General features: G+C 63.0%; 21 protein-coding genes. 13 read left to right on the forward strand and 8 right to left on the reverse strand.

What is annotated here, in order from left to right:
• Window positions 1–9: 9 nt before the first annotated feature.
• From EOA49_RS03385 to EOA49_RS03395, 3 genes are all read left to right on the forward strand, one after another.
• The gene (locus tag EOA49_RS03385) at window positions 10–885 is read left to right on the forward strand and encodes a DMT family transporter (RefSeq protein ID WP_067321630.1); all 876 of its coding nucleotides are present in this window, start codon (window positions 10–12) and stop codon (window positions 883–885) included.
• Window positions 886–895: 10 nt separating this feature from the next.
• On the forward strand, window positions 896–1,687 hold the full coding sequence (locus EOA49_RS03390) for an ATP12 family chaperone protein (RefSeq protein WP_127216120.1): 792 nt from the start codon (window positions 896–898) through the stop codon (window positions 1,685–1,687).
• Window positions 1,688–1,866: 179 nt separating this feature from the next.
• Window positions 1,867–3,756 carry an MFS transporter gene (locus EOA49_RS03395; RefSeq protein WP_067321442.1) on the forward strand — a complete coding sequence of 630 codons (1,890 nt, stop codon included), beginning with the start codon at window positions 1,867–1,869 and terminating at the stop codon, window positions 3,754–3,756.
• Window positions 3,757–3,833: 77 nt separating this feature from the next.
• Here EOA49_RS03395 and EOA49_RS03400 read toward each other — a convergent pair whose 3' ends face one another.
• Window positions 3,834–4,028, reverse strand: a complete 195-nt coding sequence (locus tag EOA49_RS03400; protein WP_067321438.1) for a DUF2735 domain-containing protein — start codon at window positions 4,026–4,028, stop codon at window positions 3,834–3,836.
• A gap of 308 nt (window positions 4,029–4,336) precedes the next feature.
• Between EOA49_RS03400 and EOA49_RS03405 the strand changes: the two genes are divergently transcribed.
• Window positions 4,337–5,377: a glutamine synthetase beta-grasp domain-containing protein gene (locus tag EOA49_RS03405; RefSeq protein WP_066989630.1), complete on the forward strand. Its 1,041-nt coding sequence runs from the start codon at window positions 4,337–4,339 to the stop codon at window positions 5,375–5,377.
• A gap of 240 nt (window positions 5,378–5,617) precedes the next feature.
• Here EOA49_RS03405 and glnA read toward each other — a convergent pair whose 3' ends face one another.
• Together glnA and EOA49_RS03415 are read right to left on the reverse strand one after the other, a co-directional pair.
• Window positions 5,618–7,027, reverse strand: a complete 1,410-nt coding sequence (gene glnA, locus EOA49_RS03410) for a type I glutamate--ammonia ligase (protein WP_127239783.1) — start codon at window positions 7,025–7,027, stop codon at window positions 5,618–5,620.
• Between the two features lie 61 nt (window positions 7,028–7,088).
• Window positions 7,089–7,427 (reverse strand): P-II family nitrogen regulator, encoded by a 339-nt coding sequence (locus EOA49_RS03415; protein ID WP_006205430.1) that lies wholly within the window; start codon window positions 7,425–7,427, stop codon window positions 7,089–7,091.
• Between the two features lie 346 nt (window positions 7,428–7,773).
• Between EOA49_RS03415 and EOA49_RS03420 the strand changes: the two genes are divergently transcribed.
• From EOA49_RS03420 to EOA49_RS33295, 3 genes are all read left to right on the forward strand, one after another.
• Window positions 7,774–9,300 (forward strand): NAD(P)H-hydrate dehydratase, encoded by a 1,527-nt coding sequence (locus EOA49_RS03420; RefSeq protein WP_127239784.1) that lies wholly within the window; start codon window positions 7,774–7,776, stop codon window positions 9,298–9,300.
• 82 nt (window positions 9,301–9,382) lie between these two features.
• Window positions 9,383–10,060, forward strand: coding sequence for a hypothetical protein (locus EOA49_RS33290; RefSeq protein ID WP_245460506.1), 678 nt, complete (start codon window positions 9,383–9,385; stop codon window positions 10,058–10,060).
• A gap of 48 nt (window positions 10,061–10,108) precedes the next feature.
• Window positions 10,109–11,266 carry a hypothetical protein gene (locus tag EOA49_RS33295; protein ID WP_245460508.1) on the forward strand — a complete coding sequence of 386 codons (1,158 nt, stop codon included), beginning with the start codon at window positions 10,109–10,111 and terminating at the stop codon, window positions 11,264–11,266.
• 36 nt (window positions 11,267–11,302) lie between these two features.
• Here EOA49_RS33295 and waaF read toward each other — a convergent pair whose 3' ends face one another.
• From waaF to EOA49_RS03440, 3 genes are all read right to left on the reverse strand, one after another.
• Window positions 11,303–12,322, reverse strand: coding sequence for a lipopolysaccharide heptosyltransferase II (gene waaF / locus EOA49_RS03430; protein WP_095825467.1), 1,020 nt, complete (start codon window positions 12,320–12,322; stop codon window positions 11,303–11,305).
• Window positions 12,323–12,382: 60 nt separating this feature from the next.
• Window positions 12,383–13,324: a glycosyltransferase gene (locus EOA49_RS03435; RefSeq protein WP_095800678.1), complete on the reverse strand. Its 942-nt coding sequence runs from the start codon at window positions 13,322–13,324 to the stop codon at window positions 12,383–12,385.
• Between the two features lie 245 nt (window positions 13,325–13,569).
• Entirely contained in the window at window positions 13,570–15,102 is a 1,533-nt protein-coding gene (locus tag EOA49_RS03440) for an acyl-CoA carboxylase subunit beta (protein ID WP_067321426.1), read from the reverse strand.
• A 396-nt stretch (window positions 15,103–15,498) separates the two neighbouring features.
• On the opposite strand from EOA49_RS03440, the gene EOA49_RS03445 reads away from it, so the two are divergent.
• Window positions 15,499–16,947: a DEAD/DEAH box helicase gene (locus tag EOA49_RS03445; RefSeq protein ID WP_066989639.1), complete on the forward strand. Its 1,449-nt coding sequence runs from the start codon at window positions 15,499–15,501 to the stop codon at window positions 16,945–16,947.
• 65 nt (window positions 16,948–17,012) lie between these two features.
• Here the strand turns inward: EOA49_RS03445 and EOA49_RS03450 are convergent, their stop codons facing one another.
• Complete coding sequence (locus tag EOA49_RS03450; protein ID WP_095825446.1) at window positions 17,013–18,002, reverse strand: alpha/beta fold hydrolase; 990 nt, start codon at window positions 18,000–18,002, stop codon at window positions 17,013–17,015.
• 163 nt (window positions 18,003–18,165) lie between these two features.
• Window positions 18,166–19,011, reverse strand: a complete 846-nt coding sequence (locus tag EOA49_RS03455) for an SDR family oxidoreductase (protein WP_066989643.1) — start codon at window positions 19,009–19,011, stop codon at window positions 18,166–18,168.
• 194 nt (window positions 19,012–19,205) lie between these two features.
• Between EOA49_RS03455 and EOA49_RS03460 the strand changes: the two genes are divergently transcribed.
• The 5 genes from EOA49_RS03460 to EOA49_RS03480 form a co-directional block, all read left to right on the forward strand.
• Entirely contained in the window at window positions 19,206–20,240 is a 1,035-nt protein-coding gene (locus EOA49_RS03460) for a cysteine synthase A (protein WP_127239785.1), read from the forward strand.
• The gene (locus EOA49_RS03465) at window positions 20,240–20,983 is read left to right on the forward strand and encodes an alanyl-tRNA editing protein (protein ID WP_127239786.1); all 744 of its coding nucleotides are present in this window, start codon (window positions 20,240–20,242) and stop codon (window positions 20,981–20,983) included. The genes EOA49_RS03460 and EOA49_RS03465 overlap by 1 nt, the downstream gene beginning before the upstream one ends.
• Window positions 20,984–21,029: 46 nt before the next feature.
• Entirely contained in the window at window positions 21,030–21,881 is an 852-nt protein-coding gene (gene sseA / locus EOA49_RS03470; protein ID WP_127239787.1) for a 3-mercaptopyruvate sulfurtransferase, read from the forward strand.
• 5 nt (window positions 21,882–21,886) lie between these two features.
• Window positions 21,887–22,450 (forward strand): GNAT family N-acetyltransferase, encoded by a 564-nt coding sequence (locus tag EOA49_RS03475; protein ID WP_067321624.1) that lies wholly within the window; start codon window positions 21,887–21,889, stop codon window positions 22,448–22,450.
• 322 nt (window positions 22,451–22,772) lie between these two features.
• On the forward strand, window positions 22,773–23,063 hold a 291-nt coding region (locus EOA49_RS03480; RefSeq protein ID WP_127242358.1), incomplete at its 3' end, for an IS5 family transposase.

Consider the following 23,063-nt stretch of genomic DNA (forward strand, 5'->3'; position numbering starts at 1 on the left):
GCGGTCGACATGACCGCGGCCGCCATGATGGTCGGGCTGACATTGTCCTGGGGCCTGAACTACGTCGCCGCCAAGGTCTCCTATGCCGGCTACGATCCGGTCTTCGTATCGATCGCGCGCTCGATCATCGGCGGGCTGTGCGTTCTCGGCTGGTGCCGGTTGCGCGGCATCAAGCTGTTTGAAGCGGATGGGACGCTCAGCGCCGGCATTGTCGTCGGCGTGCTCTTCGGCGTCGAGTTCCTGTTTCTCTATATCGGGCTGGAATACACGACCGTCGCTCGCAACACGCTGTTGGTCAACACCATGCCGTTCTGGGTCCTGATCGGCGGCCATTTTTTGCTCGGCGAGCGCATCAACGCGCGCAAGCTTGGGGGCCTCGTGCTTGCTTTCTGCGGGCTTCTGGCCGTGTTCTCAGACGGCATCTTCGCCGGCAATGACGCGACGCTGACGGGCGATCTGCTCAGTCTTGGCTCGGGCATCCTGTGGGCGTTGACCAGCATCGTCATCAAGCGATCGAAGCTGGTCGAGACCAGCGCCGAGAAGCTTCTGCTCTATCAACTCGCTGGCGCCGCCGTCGTCGGTGCCCTTGTGATGCCGTTCGCCGGCCCGCCGATCCGCGAAATCGCTGCATTGCCGACACTGGCATTGATGTTCCAGTCTTTCTATATCGTCGCTTTCACCTATGTTTTGTGGTTCTGGCTGCTCACGCGCTATCCGGCGGCGGGCCTGTCCAGCTTCGCCTTCCTGTCGCCGGTGTTCGGTGTTCTGTGCGGCGCCGTGCTTTTGGGCGAGCCGCTGACGATCAGGATCTTCCTGGCACTGGGCCTGATCGCGGCCGGGCTGATCATCGTCAATCGGCCGTCGCGCAAGCAGGTCCCAGCGTAAGGAGTTCGAGATGCGCGACATCCTCAACGACCTCGAAGCGGGAAAGCAGCTTTCAGATCCCGATCCGGTGCGCCGCGCCCAGATCCAGATGAAGACGCCGCTGCCGAAGCGCTTCTACAAGGCGGTTTCGGTAGTGCCGGTCGAAGGTGGTTTTGCCGTCCATCTGGACGGCAGGCCGGTCCGCACGCCGGGAAAGGCGCTGCTGGTGTTGCCGACTGAAGGAGCCGCGACGCTGGTTGCTGACGAATTTTCCGCCCAGCGCGAGATCATCGACCCTGTGACCATGCCGGTGATGCGCCTTGCCAACACGGCACTCGACGGTGTGGCCAGCGACCCGCAAGCGGTGCTGGAGGATGTCCTGCGCTTCGCTTCGTCGGACCTGCTTTGCTACCGAGCCGATGGCCCGCAGGGGCTGGTAGACCGTCAGAACAGGCTCTGGGATCCGGTTCTCGATTGGGCAAGAAGCAACCTCGGCGTGCGCTTCAACCTCGCCGAAGGTGTCATCCATGTCGAGCAGCCGCGCGAGACGATCGCCGTCCTTGGCGCTTATCTTGCCCAGCGCGCCGAGCCGCTGCGTCTGGCCGCGATCCACGTCATGACCTCGCTGACCGGCTCAGCGCTGCTGGCGCTTGCCGTCGACTTCGGCGAGCTCGACGGCGAGGAGGCCTGGGCCGCCGGCCATGTCGACGAAGACTGGCAGATCGAGCACTGGGGCCAGGATGCCGAAGCCGTCGCGCGCCGCTCCGCCCGCAAGCGCGACATGATGGCGGCAGTCAGCCTGCTTGAGGCGCTCAAAGCCTGAGCGCCGCTTCGCATTGCATCTAATACCAAAGTCATAATCCCATCGTCGCGGTGCCTTTCCGGGGCGCTTTCTGCCATTTTTTCCTTCGTTGGCCGCGTTTTTGAGTCCGCGTTCGGAGGAATTGCGGACGGTGGCGCGCAGCCATCGAGGACAGACGGGATCCACGGGAGGATATATCAATGGCAATGGCATCGACCGCCGGCGGAAAAAGCCGCGGCATGACGCGGGAGGAAAAGAAGGTCATCTTCGCCTCCTCGCTCGGTACCGTTTTCGAATGGTACGATTTCTATCTTTACGGTTCGCTGGCCGCCTTCATCGGCGCGACCTTCTTCAGCCCGACCATCCCCGAGGCGACGCGCAACATCTTCGCGCTGCTAGCTTTCGCCGCCGGCTTCCTCGTCCGTCCCTTCGGCGCGCTTGTGTTCGGCCGCATCGGCGACCTCGTCGGCCGCAAATACACCTTCCTCGTCACCATGACAATCATGGGCCTGTCGACCTTCCTGGTCGGCCTGCTGCCCGGCTATGCCAGCTGGGGCATCGCGGCGCCGGTGATACTGATCGGGCTGCGCATGCTGCAGGGGCTGGCGCTTGGCGGCGAATATGGCGGTGCCGCAACCTATGTCGCAGAGCACGCGCCGGACGATCGCCGCGGCTTCTACACCTCCTGGATCCAGACGACGGCAACGCTCGGCCTATTCCTGTCGCTGATCGTCATCCTCATCGTCCAGGGTTCGCTCAGCAAGGAAACCTACGCTGCCTGGGGCTGGCGCATTCCCTTCATCGTCTCCTTCCTGCTGCTTGCCATTTCGATCTGGATCCGGCTGTCGCTTTCGGAGTCGCCGACCTTCCAGCGCATGAAGGAGGAGGGCAAGGGCTCCAAGGCGCCGCTGTCAGAAGCCTTCGGCCAGTGGAAGAATGCCAAGATCGCGCTTCTGGCGCTGCTCGGCCTCACCGCAGGCCAGGCCGTGATCTGGTACAACGGCCAGTTCTACGCGCTGTTCTTCCTGCAGAACGTGCTGAAGGTCGACGCGTGGTCGGTCAACGTCATGATCGCGATCGCGCTTGCCGTCGGCTCGATCTTCTTCGTCGTGTTCGGCTGGCTGTCCGACAAGATCGGCCGCAAGCCGATCATCATGGCCGGCCTTGCTTTGGGAATCGTCTGCACCTTCCCGCTGTTCAAGGCGCTGACCTGGGCCGCCAATCCGGCGCTGGCCACCGCACAGCAGAACACGCGCGCGACGGTGACCGCGGCACCCGGCGACTGCAGGTTCCAGTTCAATCCGGTCGGCACGGCGAAGTTCACGACATCCTGCGATATCGCGACCTCGTTCCTGACCAAGAACTCGGTGCCTTACGACGTCGTTTCGACCGCGGCACCCGGCACGGCCGCCACGGTCAAGATCGGCAACGAGACGGTGCAGTCCTATGACGCCGTCGCCGCCGGCGATCAGGCCAAGGCCAAGGAGGCCGCCTTCCAAAAGGCCGTCAACATGTCCCTGCAGGATGGCGGCTATCCGCTGAAGCGGGCCGCGGCCAAGGTGCCGGACCAGAAGCTCGACGCCTTCGTCGCAGCCAATCCGGAACTGAAGCTCGATGCCGCGGCGATCCGCGGCGGCGAGAAAACGACCGTTCCGACCGACAAGGCGGTGGCCGACAAGCTGCTGACCAAGGAGGAAGCGGCCGGCGCCCCCGAGGTCACCGTCTACAACATCCCGGGCGGTGGTGCCTTTGCCATGGTCGCCGATCCGGAGGCGGTGAATTGGCCGGTGACGATCGGCATCCTGTTCATCCTGGTCGTGTTCGTGACCATGGTCTACGGGCCGATCGCCGCAATCCTGGTCGAGATGTTCCCGACCCGCATCCGCTATACCGGCATGTCGCTGCCTTACCATATCGGCAATGGCTGGTTCGGCGGCCTGCTGCCGGCAACGGTGTTCGCACTCAGCGCCTACAAGGGCGACATCTATTACGGCCTCTGGTACCCGGTGGTGATCGCCGCGATGTCGCTTATCATCGGCATGATCTTCGTCAGGGATACGCTTGGCACCGATCTGGACGCCAAGCAGTAGCCGATCCTCGGCAAATGAAGAGCCCGGCGCGAGCGATCGCGCCGGGCTTTTTCTCGTCTCGAGCTGGAAAGAATTGGTCAGCTCTTGCGCTGCTTGTGTTCTTCCTCGATTGCCGCCTGATGGTACCAGCCGTCGAAATCTGCGTGCGTATTGCGCAACGAGGCAAGCTCTGCCGCGAATTTCGCCTTTGCGCCTAAATTTGAGGCAGACGCCCGGCCTGCAAGCGGGAACATCAGGATCTTTGCCGAAGGACGGGACGTGGTGACATCCATTGGCGGCCTCCTACCTCTTCAGGAGCAAGTCGATTCAAATCTGTTCCCAAGATAGGTTCTGCGATTCATTTAGGCAATATGCCCACAAAAAGATCAGTCGCTGCACAATATTTATGCAGAAAGCGCGCCTGAACGATCGCCGCGCATTGCTGCGCAGGCTCAGCAAAATCAACGCTTTGCGATGACCATTTTGCCGCACCCTGGACGAGGAGAGTGGCATACGAATTGCATTTTAGCGCACGGCAGGCCGGCTCGGTCCGGCCATGCGTTGATGCCGCCCCGGCGTCCAAGCAACGAGAGGCACTGGAATGACCAAATACAAACTCGAGTATATTTGGCTCGACGGCTACACCCCGACCCCCAATCTGCGCGGCAAGACCCAGATCAAGGAGTTTGCCGAGTTCCCGACGCTCGAGCAGCTGCCACTGTGGGGCTTCGACGGCTCTTCCACGAACCAGGCCGAAGGCCGCAGCTCCGACTGCGTGCTGAAGCCGGTCGCGCTCTATCCGGATCCGGCGCGCACCAACGGCGTTCTCGTCATGTGCGAAGTCATGATGCCCGATGGCGTCACCCCGCATGCTTCGAACAGCCGCGCGACCATCCTGGACGACGAGGACGCCTGGTTCGGCTTTGAGCAGGAATATTTCTTCTACAAGGATGGCCGCCCGCTCGGCTTCCCCGAGAGCGGCTATCCGGCGCCGCAGGGACCTTATTACACCGGCGTCGGCTACAAGAATGTCGGCGATGTCGCGCGCCAGATCGTCGAGGAGCATCTCGACCTCTGTCTCGCCGCCGGCATCAATCATGAAGGCATCAACGCCGAAGTGGCCAAGGGCCAGTGGGAGTTCCAGATCTTCGGCAAGGGCTCCAAGAAGGCCGCCGACCAGATCTGGATGGCGCGCTACCTGCTGCTGCGCCTTACCGAAAAGTACGGCATCGACATCGAGTTCCACTGCAAGCCGCTTGGCGATACCGATTGGAACGGCTCGGGCATGCACTGCAACTTCTCGACCAAGTACATGCGCGAAGTCGGCGGCAAGGCCTATTTCGAGGCGCTGATGGCCCAGTTCGAAAAGAACCTGATGGATCACATCGCCGTCTATGGTCCGGACAACGACAAGCGCCTGACCGGCAAGCATGAGACCGCGCCTTGGAACAAGTTCTCCTATGGCGTTGCCGACCGCGGTGCCTCGATCCGCGTGCCGCACTCCTTCATCAAGAACGACTACAAGGGCTATCTGGAAGATCGCCGCCCGAACTCCCAGGGCGACCCCTACCAGATCGCCTCGCAGGTCTTGAAGACGATCTCGGAGGTCGCGACCGACGCGAAGGTCTCAGCTGCGGCGTGATGCCTTAAATGCGTCGGCGGCATTCCCGCCAGACCATCGAAGATTAAAAAGCCCTGGCGAAAATGCCGGGGCTTTTTTTAGGCCTGGCTTGCTTGGCGGCGATGAGATCCGCGCTCTCGCGACAGTGCTGGCCTGCTGTTCTGACGAGGCCCGTCCTGCGGCCTTTCCGCCCTCTGGCGAGCTGTTCACGAAAAAACCCCGGCTTTCGCCGGGGTTGTTTTCTGTCGGGAATGCAGTCGCTTACACCGAATAGTACATGTCGTACTCGACCGGGTGCGGGGTCATTTCGAAGCGCATCACCTCGGCCATCTTGAGCTCGATATAAGAGTCGATCTGGTCGTCGTCGAACACGCCGCCTGCCTTCAGGAAGCCGCGGTCCTTGTCGAGGTTCTGCAACGCTTCGCGCAGGGAGCCGCAGACCGTCGGGATCTTCTTCAATTCCTTCGGCGGCAGGTCGTAGAGATCCTTGTCCATCGGCTGTCCGGGATGAATCTTGTTCTTGATGCCGTCGAGACCCGCCATCAGCATGGCGGCAAAGCCGAGATAGGGGTTCGCGCCCGGATCGGGGAAGCGGACCTCGACGCGCTTCGACTTCGGCGAGGAGCCGAAAGGAATGCGGCAGGAGGCCGAACGGTTGCGCGCCGAATAGGCGAGCAGCACCGGCGCTTCGTAACCCGGCACCAGACGCTTATAGGAGTTGGTGAGCGGGTTGGTGAAGGCATTGATCGCCTTGGCGTGCCTGATGATGCCGCCGATGTAGAAGAGGCAGGTTTCCGACAAGCCGGCGTATTCGTTGCCGGCGAAGGTCGGCTTGCCGCCCTTCCAGATCGACTGGTGCACGTGCATGCCCGAGCCGTTGTCGCCGAACACCGGCTTCGGCATGAAAGTGGCCGTCTTGCCATAGGCATTGGCGACCTGGTGCACGACATACTTATAGATCAGCATCTTGTCGGCGTTGTGCACCAGCGTGTCGAACTTGATGCCGAGTTCGTGCTGGGCGGCCGCGACCTCGTGGTGATGCTTTTCGACGCGCACGCCCATTTCAGCGAGCACTGTCAGCATCTCGGAACGCATGTCCTGGCAGGAGTCGATCGGCGGCACAGGGAAGTAGCCGCCCTTGATGCGCGGCCGATGGCCGAGATTGCCGGTCTCATAGTCGGTGTCGTCGTTGGACGGCAGCTCGGTCGAGTCCAGGCGGAACCCGGTGTTATAGGGATCGGCCTTGTACTTGACGTCATCGAACACGAAGAACTCAGCTTCCGGGCCGACATAGATGGTGTCGCCGATGCCTTCCGACTTCATGTAGGCTTCGGCTTTCTTGGCGGTGCCGCGCGGGTCGCGATTGTAGGCCTCGCCCGAGATCGGATCGAGGATGTCGCACAGGATCACCATGGTCGACTGGGCGAAGAACGGATCCATGTGGACCGTATCCGTGTCCGGCATCAGCACCATGTCGGACTCGTTGATCGCCTTCCAGCCCGCGATCGAGGAGCCGTCGAACATGACGCCGTCGGCGAACATGTCTTCCTCGACCTCGACGACGTCCATCGTCACATGCTGCAGCTTGCCCCTCGGATCGGTGAAGCGCAGGTCGACGAATTTTACATCGTTGTCCTTGATCTGCTTCATGATGTCTTTGGCTGTCGTCATGTCATGTATCCCTGTGTGCTGACGTTTTTTTGATGATGACGGTTCAGGAAGACGGGTGGAGTCAGACCGCGTCCATGCCGGTCTCGCCGGTGCGGATGCGAACGACTTCCTCGATGTTGGAGACGAAGATCTTGCCGTCGCCGATGCGGCCGGTCTGCGCCGCCTTGCGTATGGCTTCGATGGCGCCTTCGACGGCGTCGTCGCCGAGCACGACCTCGATCTTCACCTTGGGCAGGAAGTCGACGACATATTCGGCGCCCCGATAAAGCTCGGTATGGCCCTTCTGCCGACCGAAACCCTTGGCCTCGGTGACGGTGATGCCTTGCAGCCCGGCCTCCTGAAGCGCTTCCTTCACTTCGTCCAGCTTGAATGGCTTGATGATCGCTTCGATCTTTTTCATGTAGAAAGTGGCCTCCACTGCCAAAGAGACGGGTTGCGCGCCCCGCTTGCGCCTTCATCAAGCACGAAGCGTGCCAATTACCAGAGGTTGAGGGCGGTATCGGGCGATTTCCATGCCTTGCCGCACCCGAATGCAAATCCGCGTCATCCGCTGCATCGGATGCGTCATCGACGCCCAAAGCCTATACATCGCTCCTCCATCCGTCTGCGCAAAACTTGAGCAGATAGCGCAATTTGCAGGCAGATTCCCCTCCGGGCGCCCACCGCTCTGGGATGCATACGCCCGCCGCTGATTGCTTCGAGCCGCAAATCGGACAATGCTTGATCGGATGGAGATCGGCAATCCCATGCGCAATGAACTTCTTTCCCCGTCCGAAATGGCCGAAGCCGACCGGCTGGCGATCGCACAAGGTCCGCTCGACGGCTACGGATTGATGCGCCGGGCCGGCGAGGCCGTGGCGGCCGTGCTCATGGCGCGCTATCCGGCGGCGGCATGGGTGCACGTGCTTTGCGGACCCGGCAACAATGGCGGCGACGGCTATGTCGTGGCGAGCCTGCTCCGGAAGAGCGGTGTCGACGTTGCGTTGTGGAGATCGGGCGAACCGCGCGCGGGCAGCGATGCCGCGCTGGCTGCAGCCGATTGCCCGTTGGAGCCACGACCGCTATCTGCCTTCGCGGCCGAACCGGGATCGCTGGTGGTCGACGCGCTGTACGGAGCGGGGCTCTCGAAGGCACTGTCGGGCGATGCCGGCCGGGCCGTCCAGGTCGTTACGGATCTCGGCTTGCCGGTCGTCGCCGTGGACCTGCCCTCGGGCGTTTCCGGCGAAAGCGGCGCCATCCTCGGCAGCGCATTTCGGGCGGCGGTTACCGTGACGTTCGCGCGGAAGAAGCCGGGGCATCTGCTGCTGCCGGGGCGGGAAATGTGTGGCGAGATCGTGCTCGCCGACATCGGCATCGGTGACGACATCATCGCTCGAGTCGCGCCGCGCAGTTTCGAGAATGCGCCGGCGCCCTGGCTGCCTGTCTTTCCGGTTCCGGCCGTCGATGCGCACAAATACAAGCGCGGTCATGTCAGTGTCTTTTCGGGCGGTCCTGCGGCCACCGGTGCCGCGCGCCTGTCGGCGCTCGCAGCCGCAAGAAGCGGGGCAGGGGCGGTGACGGTGCTGTCGCCGGCGAACGCCATGCAGGTCAATGCCGCTCATCTGACATCGATCATGCTGCGCAAGGTCGACGCAGTTGCCGATCTCGGTGCGTTCCTTGCCGACAGCCGCCCCTCGTCCTTTGTGCTCGGCCCGGGGTTTGGCGTCGGCGAAAAGGCGCGCGATTTTGTCCTGGCGCTGCTCGGCGCCGGGCACGCGCAGGAGACCGGCGTTGAAGGGCTGGTGCTCGACGCCGACGGCATCACCTCGTTTCGCGACGTGGCTGAGACGCTTTTCCAGGCTGCCCGAAAGTCCGGCGCCCCGGCGCTGGTGATGACGCCGCATGAAGGCGAGTTCGGCAGGCTGTTCCCCGAGGTCGCGGGCGACAAGGCTCTTTCCAAACTCAGCAAGACCCGCGCGGCGGCGGCGCGAGCCAACGCCGTCATCGTCTACAAAGGCGCCGACACGGTGATCGCAGCACCTGACGGCCGCGCCGCGATCAACGGCAATGGCGCGCCATGGCTTGCCACCGCGGGTTCGGGCGACGTGCTGGCGGGCATCATCGCCGGGCTCCTGGCACAAGGCATGCCGGCGTTCGAAGCGGCCTGCGCGGCTGTCTGGATACACGCCGAAGCCGGCAGCCGGTTCGGACCCGGCCTGATCGCCGAGGATTTGCCTTTGGCCATGGTGCCTGTGCTGCACGCGTTGGTCGAGAATGGGATGGCTGCCCGATGATGAGGCTGGCGATCCTTGTCGCGGTCGCTGCCATCGCTGTTCTTGGCGTGCGGGCGGCTGATGCTGCCGGTCGGTCACGGTCGTGGACGATCCGCAGGTGCTCGCCAAGCTCGACGCCGATGGCTTCGGATTCGCCGGTATTTTTGGCATCAGCGGCAAGGACGATCTGAAAACGCTCTATGACGCGGCGCCGGCCTACCACGCCATCGTCGAAACCGTAGCGGCCGATGTCGCAGCACTGCGCGCCGACATGAAAGCAGGCGGCCGGCCGCTCTATGAGGCGACCGACGGCAATGTCGGCCGCATCATGGACATGCGCTGGCTGAAGACCGACGCGGCGCGTTTCCGGCTGGTCGGCGTCGTCAACCGGCTCGACCGGCGTGACTTCGCAAAGCTCGGTGGGGAAGCGAGCTGCGGCGAGGTGCGCTTCATCTACCGCCTTGCCTATAGTTTCAGGAAGAACGGCAAGATGTTGGCCTCGAGGCTGCCGCTCAATTTCAATGCCGTTTACCGCGCAGCTCCCGACGCCGACGGCGGCTGTACCGGCGTCGCCGGGCGCTGGACGCCGCAGATCGACGAAGCGGCGGATGCCGGGTGGCTGTCCGGGGGACCGCTGGATAAAGCGAGCCTCTCCTTCAAGCAGCTCGAACTCAACGCTCAGGTGGTGCGCTTTCCTTCCGGCCAGGAGACCGAATTTGGCGGTCAGGCCGCCTATCTCATGCGCATCTTCGGTATCGACGGCACCACAATCAGCCAGTAACCGCTCGAACATACGCCGGACACCATCCGCCGTGCGCAAGACGCGCGGTTGAAGGCGAGGCTTACGGACTATGTCCGCGCCAATGCCGGTGCAATCCATCTCGGCGTTTACGAAATCCCGGATGAATTCCTAGCGAAGAAGGTCATCTCCTGGTCGACCTTCGGTAGTGCCAGGCAGGCCAATCATCCATTCACGCCACTGTTCGAACCGGAGGCGCTTGCCGGGGTCGACTATTCGAAACTGACATTGGCGCGCACGGCTGAAGCCCTGATCGAGCGGCTCGACAACGGCGCCTGCCATGGCTGCCATCAGGCGGGCTCGACCGCAGGAATCCATTTCATCGGCCTCGACGATAGCGCGACTTCGCCGCTCAACCGCATCGAAGTCGGCATCTCGCCGCATCTCCATGCCGAGATTCCGCGCCGCGAGGCGTGGCTGCAGGAGACTGTGGAAGGCAGAGAAGCGAACGGGTTTCGCCCGTTGTCCTTCGCACCACCCGCCGCGTGGAAAGACACCGGCGAGATCGCCTATACGCCGGCCGAGCCCACCATGCCGTGCCTGGTGCCGGAAGACGCCGCCCGCTTCGGCAACAGCTGGCAATGCGGAGCCGGCACGGTCTGCACACCGATCGCGACCGCTACGGGAGTTAAGGCGAAACTGGCGCAATGCCTGCTGCCGAAGGAGAGCCGGAACATCTTTTCCGGCCATCCCTGCCTGACCGGAACGATCGCCAGCGACACCGGGCAACCCTTCAACGACCGTACAAGGTCACCGGCCAGTTCGCGGCGTTCGCGCCCGCCATTTCCCGCACCGCCTATATCTGCCGGCCGCCCAAGATCGGTGTGCCAGGCGGCTTCGCCTATCGCGGCTGCGACGCCAAGGATCTGGCCTTCTCCGCTTTCAAGGCCGGCAAGCCGATGCCGAGCGAAATCTGCGGCCTGGTCGGCGGCAAGAAGTTCGATATCTGCGTGGCGACCAACAATTTCGACCAATGCCTCGGCGGCGCCGTCAATCGCGGTAACCGTCCGGCCTGCTCGGCCGATCATTTCTGCCGCGAAGACTACATGTGCCAGTCGGCTGCCGTCCGACACGCCCGGTGCCGCCAGGGTCAAGGGGATCGGCTTCTGCTCGCCGACCTATTTCCTGTTCCGGATGCGCATCGACAACCATGCGACGCGTGGACGAACACCGCCCGCGCGAACATGAGCGCGGGCTTCGGCGCCGCCACCGAGGAGTAAGCGGTCATACCGGTTGGGGTGCGTATTTTCCGACGCTTGCCGCCAGCGCTTCGAGCACACGCTGCTCACTGATTCCGCGCGTGTTCAGGACCCAGCTCGGTATCGAGATCGGAGGCTCGATGAAGGTTACCTGCTCGTTCAAGGGTCCATGCACGTAGGATCGGTTCGAGCCGAAGATGAGCACGCTTGGAATGCCCAAGGCGCCGGCTGCATGGGACACACCGCCATCGACACCGAGAAAGACGGTGGAGGCCGCGATCTGGTGCATGGCCTCTGCAATGTCGGGCGTCGAGGTGAAGTCGATCGCCTCAGGCAACAAGGCGCGAATCTGGGCGGCAGCCTGGCGTTCGCGCGGACCGCCGACAAGCCAGACGGACCAACCCCGTTCGATATGCTTTCGTGCGACCGAGACGAAGCGCTCGGGCGGCCATGAGCGCATGTTCTCGAAATCGGAAGTATAGAGGGAAAGCACCGGCCTTGCCGGATCGATGCCGTTGCGCCGGCGCCACTTGGCAACGTCTTGGGACGAAATCGCCAGCCGCGGGGCCGGCAGCTGTTTTTCTTCGGCGGGCTGCTTGCCGAGGAGCGCGATCGCACAGACCTGTTCGACGAGCCTTGTCTTGCGCGGGCCGAAGGCCACGAAGGTTCTCAGCCATCCCGACGGCAGTCGGTTGACGATGCCGAACTGGAGCTCGCGCGGATATCCAATGCGCTCGGGAATGCCCGCCAGCCACGGCACCAGGGCCGCCTTGGTGCTGCTGGTGAGCAGATAGGCTGCGTTATAATTCTCCTGGCGGAGTTCGCGCGCCAGCCGCGCCCGCTCCTTGAGACCGGGGTTCCAATGCCTTTCAACGGTCCAGGCCTTCCGGACATGCGGCATCAAGCGCGCCAGGGGCGCGGCCAGCGGCGAGGTGATGACGTCGATCGGCTGTCCAGGAAACGTCGCTGCTATGATTTGAATTGCCGAATGGCAGCGGATGAAGTCGCCGATTGCCGGCAAGCAGAACACGAGAATGGGGCGCAACGCGCGATACCTTTTCGATCCGACACAGTCGCCGCGAACGGCGAGCATGCCGGTTCCTTGTCACGGAAGCGCTTCGCCATCAAGGATGCGGGCATAGAGTTCCAGATAGGCCTTCGCGGTTTTCGCGATCGGAAATCTGTCGGCGGCAGATTCACGGCATTTGCGCATGCACAGGTCTGCGACCTCGGCAAGACCTTCGGCGAACTCCTCGTCGCTCTCGAAGAATCGGCCCGTATCCGTGTCCACCGTCTCCGGCAGGGCGCCGCGCGCTGTGGTCAAAACGGGCGTGCCGCACAGCATCGCCTCGACCGGCGCATTGCCGAAAGGCTCTTCCCAGGCGATCGGATTGAGGAAGGCCTTCGATGCGCCCAGCAGGCGCAGCTTGTCGTCGCCGTCGACGACGCCGTTGAAGCGATAGCGGCGGGAAAGACTCTTGAAAAAGACCCCCTCGCGGCGGGTCCGACTTCGGCCGAGCAATTTCCACCGCGAGCCGCCGGCGATATCGAGGGGAAAGTCGAATTTCCTGGCGAGCTCGACTGCCCGGTTCAAGCCCTTTCCGGCGCGTGCGATGGCCGCCATGAAGAGGAGGCGATCACTCTTCGATTCGGCCAGCCGATAGTCATCCACCGGAAAGCCGTTGTAGACGAAGGTCTTGCGGCCGTGCAGCTGGGCGTGCCGTGCGCTGATGAAGCTCCAGTTCGGTTGCGGCCGCGGATAATCCGGTAAATGGCCCCGCTCGGTGTTGAGGGTCGGGAAGTCAACCTCGACCTTCCACGCATGAAGGTGGACGATTTGGGTGTCCTTGGGGATCGCCGCGCGGCACTCGGCATCGCTTACAGCATGCCGGACTTCGCACAGTGGATGTGACGATCCAGGGCCCGCCACGAGGACGACATGGTGGCCCTGCCTGACCAGTTCAGTGGCCAGCCAGTCGACCTGACGTTCTATCCCGCCGTAGCCTTTGCACGGAACGACGCCCTTTGTTGCAAGGGTTATTAGCATTCATTACCGCCATCACATTGATGTGATTTCAATGTGATTAGAGGTTGCCAGTTGTCAACCTCCGACGACGGATTGCGTAAGCCAGAGTTCCAGCCGCCGGCCGGCTTTCGAGGTTCCACCGATTGAGATGGTCGGCGACTCCCGGTCGCGAGGCCAAGCGGAAGGAGAGGGGCTAAGCAACGAGAATAACGGCGGACCTGCCGAAATGCTTGCCAGCTACAAGGACCAGTCGCGACACCACCGCCTCACAGCGGAATGTTGTCGTGCTTCTTCCAGGGGTTCTGCATATCCTTGTTGCGCAGCATGCGCAGCGCCCGCGCGATCCGGCGGCGCGTCGAATGCGGCATGATCACCTCGTCGATATAGCCGCGTTCGGCCGCTACGAAGGGCGACAGGAACCGATCCTCGTATGCTTTGGTGTGGGCGGCGATCTTCTCCGCGTTGCCGATGTCCTTGCGGTAGATGATCTCGACCGCGCCCCTTGCGCCCATCACCGCGATCTGCGCCGTCGGCCAGGCATAGTTCATGTCGCCGCGCAGGTGCTTCGACGCCATCACGTCATAGGCGCCGCCATAGGCCTTACGGGTGATCACGGTGATCTTCGGCACGGTGGCTTCGGCATAGGCGAACAGCAGTTTTGCGCCATGCTTGATCAGCCCGCCATATTCCTGCGCGGTGCCTGGCAGAAAGCCTGGAACGTCGACCAAGGTAACGATCGGGATCGAGAAGCAGTCGCAGAAGCGCACGAAGCGCGCCGCCTTGCGGCTGGCGTCGGAGTCGAGCACGCCGGCCAGAACCATCGGCTGGTTGGCGACGAAGCCGACGGTTCGCCCCTCCACACGGCCGAAGCCGGTGACAATGTTCCTGGCGAAGCTCGCCTGGATCTCGAAGAAGTCGCCTTCGTCGGCAACCTTCAGGATCAGTTCCTTGATGTCGTAGGGCTTGTTGGCGTTGTCCGGAATCAGCCGGTCGAGCGACATGTCATGGTCCGTCACCGACTGGTAGCATTCGATCTCGGGAATCTCTGCGGTATTGGACGCCGGCAACAGGTCAATCAGCCGGCGCATCTGCAGCAGCGCCTCGACATCGTTGTCATAGGCGCCGTCGGCGATGGAGGATCGGGTCGTGTGCACCGTGGCGCCGCCGAGGCTTTCGGCCGTCACCGTCTCATTGGTCACCGTCTTCACCACGTCCGGCCCGGTGACGAACATGTAGGAGGTGTCGCGCACCATGAAGATGAAGTCGGTCATGGCCGGCGAATAGACATCGCCGCCGGCGCACGGGCCCATAATCAGCGAAATCTGCGGGATGACACCGGAGGCGAGCACATTGCGCTGAAAAATCTCGGCATAGCCGCCGAGCGCGGCCACGCCTTCCTGGATGCGTGCGCCGCCCGCGTCGTAGAGGCCGATGATCGGCGCGCGATTGCGCAGCGCCATCTCCTGCACCTTGACCACCTTCTCGGCATGCGCCTCAGACAGCGAGCCGCCGAAGACGGTGAAATCCTTGGCAAAAAGGTAGACTGGACGGCCGTTGACGGTGCCCCAGCCTGTGACGACGCCGTCGCCCGCGATCTTGGTTTTCTCCATGCCGAAGTCGGTTGAGCGGTGCTCGACATACATGTCGAACTCCTCGAACGAACCCTCGTCGAGGAAGACGTCGATGCGCTCGCGGGCGGTGAGCTTGCCCTTCTTGTGCTGGGCCTCGATCCGTTGCTTGCCGCCGCCCATCCGGGCGATCTCGCGGCGGCGCTCGAGTTCCTTCAGCACGTCCTTCATCGCTGCCCCCACAATAGAAAGGTGGTTTGTGGTAATCGTGAGGGCAGCGCAGCGCAAGCGTCGCTTTTCGATCGGCGTTTTGTTGCGCTGCAACATCACCCTTGCATTTTGCGGCGGACTCGGCCATATGCGGTCGCATAGGCGCTTGGGCCGAACTTCGGCTTTCTCCACTAATTGAGACTGGTTGCGTCTGTTTTCCCTCTTTCCGGTGGGCCCTCCCGTCGATCGGCAAGCTGGCGAAAGAGCCCCGGGGCATGACGCCCGCGGGCACGACAGCGCAGCCGCGCGGACGCTCCCCGTCCGCCGCCTTGTCGTTTCCTGACAATTTTTCGACGGCAGGTTGCGCCCTGCCGCCATGATGTTTGCGGCCACAGGGCCGCGTGAAAGAAGACTATTTTGACCAATGAAAATCAGGCGGACCAGAACGGTTTCGCTACCCTTGGAATCACCGGCGCGCTGCTCAAGGCCGCCAATGCCGCCGGCTTCACGGATCCGAAGCCGATCCAAGTGCAGGCGATCCCGCCGCAGATCGAAGGCCGCGACATATTCGGCATTGCTCAGACCGGTTCGGGCAAGACGGCGGCTTTCGCGCTGCCGATCCTGTCGAAGATCATCGGGCTCGGCACGAAGCGCCGGCCAAAGACGGCGCGCGCGCTGATCCTGGCGCCGACACGCGAGCTAGCGGTACAGATCGAGGACACCATCAAGCTGCTCGCCAAGGGCGCGCACATCTCGACCGCGCTCGTGCTCGGCGGCGTCTCCCGCTACAGCCAGGTGAAGAAGATCGCACCCGGCGTCGATATCCTGATCGCCACGCCCGGCCGGCTGACCGACCTGGTGCGGGAAGGCGACCTCATCCTTGCCGATACCAAATGGCTGGTGCTCGATGAGGGCGACCGCATGCTCGACATGGGCTTCATCAACGACGTCAAGCGCATCGCCAAGGCGACCGCGCCGAACCGCCAGACCGCGCTGTTCTCGGCCACCATGCCGAACGAGATCGCGGAACTCGCCAAGGGCTTGCTGAAGGACGCCGTCCGCATCGAAGTCTCCCCGCAGAGCACGACGGCGGCCGAGATCGTGCAAAGCGTGGTGCTTGCCCGCACCAAGCAGAAGCGCCAAGTGCTGTCCAAGATGCTGGCCGACGAGGCGATGCGCTCGGTCATTGTGTTCTCGCGCACCAAGCATGGCGCCGACCGCGTCACCAAGGACCTTGCCCGCGACGGCTTCGACGCCGCAGTGATCCACGGCAACAAGTCGCAGAACGCGCGTCAGAAGGCGCTCAACGATTTCCGCGACGGCTCGGTGCGTATTTTGGTGGCGACCGATATCGCCGCGCGCGGCATCGACGTCCCAGGCATCAGCCATGTCGTGAATTTCGACTTGCCGGACGAAGCGGAGAGCTATGTCCACCGTATCGGCCGTACCGGCCGCAACGGCAGGGACGGCATCGCGATCACGCTTTGCGATCCATCGGAGAACGGCAAGCTGCGGCAGGTCGAGCGCATCATCCGCATGAAGCTTCCGGTCATTGCCGATCATCTCGGCAGTCCCGACCCGCAGCGCGATCCGAAGGAAAGGACCGAGCGTCATTTCGAGCCGGCCAATGACCGCGAGCACCATGGCGGCCGTCGTGATGGCCGCCGTCCCGGCAGCGGCAACAACGGCAAGAAGCGCTTCGGCGGCAAGCCCGGTGGCGAGCGCCAATTCGCGCCCAAGCCGCAAGGCGAACGTCCTGCGGGCGCCAAGCCGAATGGCGAGCACAAGCCTGACGGCTTCAAGCGCTTCAAGGGCAACAACAAGCGCCGCTTCGGCGGCAAGCGGCCGGCGAACCGGGCCGCTTAAAGTCCCACCGAGGTTTGATTGAAACAGCATAACGGCCGGAAGCAACGCTCCGGCCGTTTCTCGTTTCACGGACTTGATTGCTGCTGCATCAGCGCCTTCACCCACACCACGATCCGCTCTGTCAGAAAGCCCGTGGTCTGCGGCGATAGCGCATCGCCTGCAATGACGTGGTTGTCCGGATCGCCCGTATCGTCGACCGGCACCAGTTCGTGCGGACCGCCCCAGCGGCCGGCGACCTCGCGCGTGCGGTCCGGCCGGACCACCTTGTCGGCATCCGAGAAGATGAACAGGGCAGGGATGGTCGCCTTCTCGACCGGCGCGCGATAGGCGAGCTCGGTGAGCGCAGCCATCGGCAAGGCCGCCGCGATCGGATATTTGGTGGTCCAGAATTTTTCGTGCAGCGCATTGCGCGCCGGAAAACTGCGCTCCCTGCCGCCGACGAGCTCGGCAATCTCTCTGCCCCAAGGCAGTGTAAGGACCTCGGCGCCCGACGCCTTGACGCCGAAATTAGGCGAGATGAATGCGATTGCCGCGACGCCGTCGGAAGCACCAGGCTGGGCTGCAGCCCATGTCGCCAGTGAGGCGCCAGTCGAGGTGGCGATAACGATCACCTTCTCGCCGATCGCGCGCCCGATCGCCAGTGCCTCCTCATAGTCGTTGATCCAGGCATTCACGCTGCCTTCGGCAATGGCCGCGCCGTCCTGCCCGTGGCCGGTCAGGCGGGTGTAGAAGAGATTGGCCTCGATCTCCCCGGCGACGTCGTCCGGCAGCGGCCGGATCTCGCCCTTGGATGCCGAAAACCCGTGGATGTAGACGATCGCAAGCTTGGTCTTGGCGTGAACCAACGGATTCGCCCAGATGATCTCCTTGTCCAACCCGTCACGGATATTGGGCACGGCCGCTTCTTCGCGCGCCAGATAGGCCTGCGGATCGTCGCCGATCGCCGAAGGATCGAAACGGATCGTCGTATCGACCGCCACGCGTGGGCCGAGGTAAAAGCCTGAGAGGAGGATAACGACGAGACCCAGTACCGCAAGCAAGATCCGTCGCCCCATGACCGACTCCAAGCAACAATTCTCAACCTATGGCGGTGCCCACCGAGAGGCAATCTCTCCCGGATCAGCGGATGTCGTGCAAAAGCCTGCGACGGTTTTGCGAAACGACTTGCATAGAAAGGCATAAAGCGCGTTGCCTGAATGCGTTTCAGCGCGAGGCGCTTTACGCCGCTTTGTCCGTTGGACTTTTTTCGCCCGGCGTCTTGCGGTCGAAATACAACGGCCGTCCCCGCCAGCTGGTGGTCAGCCCGATCACCAGTCGGCCTACGGGTCGCGGCAGCAGGCCCAGCAGCTTCAGCGGCCAGCTTATGTGATAGGGGAAGGTGACTTCGAAGCCTCCCCTCCGGATGCCGCGCGCCATGCGGCGCGATGCCCGGTGAACAGGCATCAGGCCCGGCATCGGCAGCATGTTCTTCTCGGTCAGCGGCGTGTCGACGAAGCCCGGATTCATCACCTGGATGCGGATGTTCATCTTGTCGAAGTCGTATTTCAGCGATTCCGCCAGGATGTTGATTGCCGCCTTGGTGCCGCCATAGGCGGCGGTGGTCGGCCAGCCGGAATAGGCCGTGACCGACCCGACCAGGACGACATGCCCGCGTCCTCGCGTGCGCATATAGTCGACCGCAGGCACCAGTCCGTTGACGATGCCGAAATAATTGACGGCGAAGGAACGATGAAAATCGCGCACCACGAGATGCTCACCGGGGGTGGCGATATAGTTGCCGGCGTTGAAGACGGCGAGCACGATCGGCCCCATGTCTTTCTCGATCGCCGCGACAGTGCGTGCCATCCCTTCTTCGTCGGTCACATCGCAGGGAAAGGATTTCACGTGGCCGGCCATCTGCGCGGTCTCAACCAGCAGCGTATCGGCTGGATCGCTGGCCAGCGCCGTCACCGCGACGGCATAGCCTTGCCTCGCCAGGTCCTTGGCCAGCGCCCGGCCGAGGCCGCTGCTGCCGCCCGTGATCCAGGCGACACCGTCTTTCGGGTTGGCCCGGTAGAGTGTCATTGAAAGTCCTGCGAATTATCTGGGCTAGTGCTCTAGCGGCGAAGAAATGGGATGAAAAGAGCGCTTTTGGATGACATCGTTGAAATGCTCGGGAGCATTGCAGCGTCCCGAATGCGACTGGACCAGGCAAAATCTTGCCTTGAAACCGCGGCTTCCGGTTTTTAGGGTCTCGCCGCACGCATAAAGGAATCCCCATGCCCCGTAATGTGATCGAAGCGATCGGCAACACCCCCCTGATCCGGCTCAACAAGGCTTCGGACGCAACCGGCTGCGAAATCCTGGGCAAGGCCGAATTCATGAATCCGGGACAATCGGTCAAGGACCGTGCAGGCCTCTTCATCATCAGGGACGCCGAACAGCGCGGATTGCTGAGGCCCGGTGGTGTCATCGTCGAAGGGACCGCCGGCAACACCGGCATTGGCCTCACGCTGGTCGCCAAGGCGCTCGGCTACCGGACAGTCATTGTCATCCCCGACACGCAAAGCCAGGAGAAGAAGGACACGATCAAGATCCTGGGAGCCGAGCTGATCGAAGTGCCGGCCGTGCCGTACAAGAACCCGAACAACTATGTGAAGCTTTCGGGGCGGCTCGCCGAGCAGATGGCACGGTCGGAGCCGAACGGCGCGATCTGGGCGAACCAGTTCGACAATGTCGCGAACCGCGACGGCCACATCCGCACGACTGCCGAGGAGATCTGGACCCAAACCGGCGGCAAGGTCGACGGCTTCGTGTCCGCCGTCGGCTCCGGCGGCACACTCGCCGGTGTTGCGCTCGGACTCAAGGCCAAGAGCAGGCAAGTCAAGATCGGACTTGCCGATCCGTTGGGTGCTGCGCTCTACAGCTTCTATACCAGCGGTGAGCTGAAAGCCGACGGCAGCTCGATCACCGAAGGCATAGGCCAGGGTCGCATCACCGCCAATCTCGACGGATTCACGCCGGACTTCTCCTACCAGATACCGGACGAGGAGGCATTGCCGATCATCTTCGATCTGATCCAGGAAGAGGGACTGTGCGTCGGCGGCTCGACGGGCATCAACATCGCCGGCGCCATTCGGCTGGCGCGCGAGCTTGGCCCCGGCCATACCATCGTGACGATCCTCGCCGACTACGGCACGCGCTACCAGTCGAAGCTGTTCAATCCCGAGTTCCTGCGAAGCAAGAACCTGCCGGTCCCAGGCTGGATGGACGAAAAAACCAGCATCCCGGTGCCGTTCGAAAAGGTGGCCTGATGGCGCAGAGAACCGAAGCGCTGTTTCGCGACGACGCCTATCTGAGCACGGCGGAGGCGCAAGTCGTCGCCATCAATGACCGCGGCGGCATCCTTCTCGACCGCACGATCTTCTATGCCACGTCGGGCGGACAGCCAGGCGATACGGGCATGTTGGAGCGCGCCGACGGCAGCCGCATCGCGATCGCCGCCACCATGACCGGCGAGACCAAGGACGAGATCATCCATGTGCCGGCGCCTGAACAGGCCCTACCGGCCGTCGGTGAAAAGCTGAAGCTCGACATCGACTGGCGGCGGCGGCATCTTCTAATGCGTATGCACTCCGCGTGTCATCTGCTCACCGTCGTCTGCCCGTTTCCGATCACCGGGGCAGCGGTCGCCGAGGACGACAGCCGCGTCGATTTCGACATTCCCGATGCCGGCTTCAGCAAGGAGGACGTGACAGCGAGGTTGATGGAGCTTGTGCGGGCCAACCATCCCGTCTTCACGCGGCTGATCACCGACGAGGAACTTTCGGCCAATCCCGGGCTTGTCAAATCGAAGAACGTGCGGCCGCCCGTCGGCACCGGCCGCATTCGCTTGGTCTGCATCGGCGAGAATGCCTCAATCGACAGTCAGCCTTGCGGCGGCACCCATGTGAAGAGCACCGGCGAAATCGGCGAGATCCATATCGGCAAGATCGAAAAGAAGGGCCGCGAGAACAGGCGCTTCCGCATCCGCTTCGGGCCGATGCCGACGAATTGACGAGCAACACCTACCAAAGTCGCCAGGAGCGGGCAGGAGAGGAAAAATGGCCGAAGACAGCCCATTCATCGTCGACGCGGATTGGCTCGAGAAGCGGTTGGGAACGCCAGGACTGACCATCATTGACGCGTCCTGGTACCTGCCGGCGCAGAAACGCGACGCCCGCGCCGAGTATGACGACGCCCATATTCCAGCTGCGCGCTTCCTCGATCAGGACGCCGTCTCGGATCCGGATTCCAAGCTGCCGCACACATTGGCGTCGCCCCAATATTTCGCGCAATATGTCGGCTCGATGGGCGTTTCGGCCGACGACACGATCGTCATCTATGACGGTCCAGGCTATTTCTCGGCGCCGCGCGCCTGGTGGATGTTCCGCGTCATGGGCGTCTTCCAGGTCTATATCCTGAATGGCGGCTTCGACCGCTGGAAGGCGGAAGGGCGGCCGGTAACGGCGGAGCAGACCCGGATCGCACCTTGCGTCTTTTATGCCGATTTCGATGCAAGCCGGGTTGTCAGCCTCGACGAAATGCGCCGGATCGTTGGAAGCGGAGAAAGCCAGATCGCCGATGCGCGCTCACCCGGGCGTTTCGCCGGCACCGATCCCGAACCGCGTCCCGGCGTCCGTTCCGGCCATATGCCGGGCGCTCGCAATGTTCCGGTTGCCGCGCTTGCCGAGAATGGCGAACTGCTGCCCAAGGACCGCTTGCGCATGGTCATTGAGGAGGCCGGCATCGATCTTACAAAGCCGGTCGTCACCTCGTGCGGATCTGGCATCACCGCGGCGGCGATCACGTTGGCGCTGGAGACGCTTGGCCATACCGACAACAGGCTGTACGACGGCTCATGGACCGAATGGGGTGGGCTGAGCGACACGCCCGTGGTGACGGGCAAGGAATGACGGCGATGGAAAACGGTGGACCGAAGGATATCGATGTCACGGTCACATTCCTCGAAATGCACGCACCGCCGGCTTCATCTCCCCCGCTGCCCTACAACCGGCAGATCGCCTTGCTGAGGACCAAGGACATTCCGCTGCATTTCTACCGCTACCTGATGGATCGCGTCGGGCGCAAATGGCACTGGGTCAACGTGCTTAGACTGAGCGACGAGGAACTGGCCGCCGGCCTGCATCGTGAGGACCGCGACATCAGCGTGCTCTACCTCGACGGCTCTCCCGCCGGCTTCTTCGACCTCAAGCCGCATCTGCCCGAGGAAGTGGAACTCGCCTATTTCGGTATGATGGAACATGCGCACGGCCAGGGTATCGGCCGCTGGTTCCTGGGTGCGGCCATCTCGGCTGCATGGTCGTATGGGCCGAAGCGCATCACGGTGCAGACCTGCACGCTCGACCACCCGGCGGCACTGCCGCTTTACCAGAAGCTTGGCTTTACGCCGGTTGCGCAGAAGAAAGAGGTCGTGCATCCGCTGACCTTCGCCGAGCGCTCCGCAAGCGTCATGCGGCCGTAGCTAAGGGGAAGCGCGGCGCAGTCGGCTGCCTCGACGCCGCTTACGCAACCGGCGGCTGGCCCTCGAAGGTCGGCAGCGACGTGTCGTTGCAAGCCCAGCGGGGCGCCTTGGTCGTCCGGATCGTCGCTGCGGGCCGTATCATGCTCGGATCATCGCCGACCTCAGCCGGCCGTGCGCCGCACCCTTCTTCTGCGATCATCATGGGGCGGAGCGCGGTCCATGGCGAGTCCGATAAGTCTAGGTCCAATCTACATTCAGGATTCTCAACGCGGTTTGGCGTTGATTCATTGCGTTCCGAGGGTTCTGATTCGGAGCGCGACGGATGGCCAAACGGTACGAACTGACGAACGTCCAGTGGGCGCGCATCGCTGCGCTGTTGCCGGGTAAGGCGGGTGATCCGGGCCGCACCGCAGCCGACAATCGCCTGTTCGTCAACAGTGTCCTGTGGGTGCTGCGCTCCGGCGCCCACTGGCACGACCTGCCGATGCGGTACGGCAAATGGAAGAGCGTCCATACCCGCTTCTCGCGTTGGGCCAACAAAGGCGTGTGGGAGCGGGTCTTCAAAGCCCTCATCGACGATCCCAACAATGAATATCTCATGCTCGACACCACC

The organism is Mesorhizobium sp. M1A.F.Ca.IN.020.04.1.1 (genome assembly GCF_003997315.1).
Lineage (GTDB): Bacteria > Pseudomonadota > Alphaproteobacteria > Rhizobiales > Rhizobiaceae > Mesorhizobium.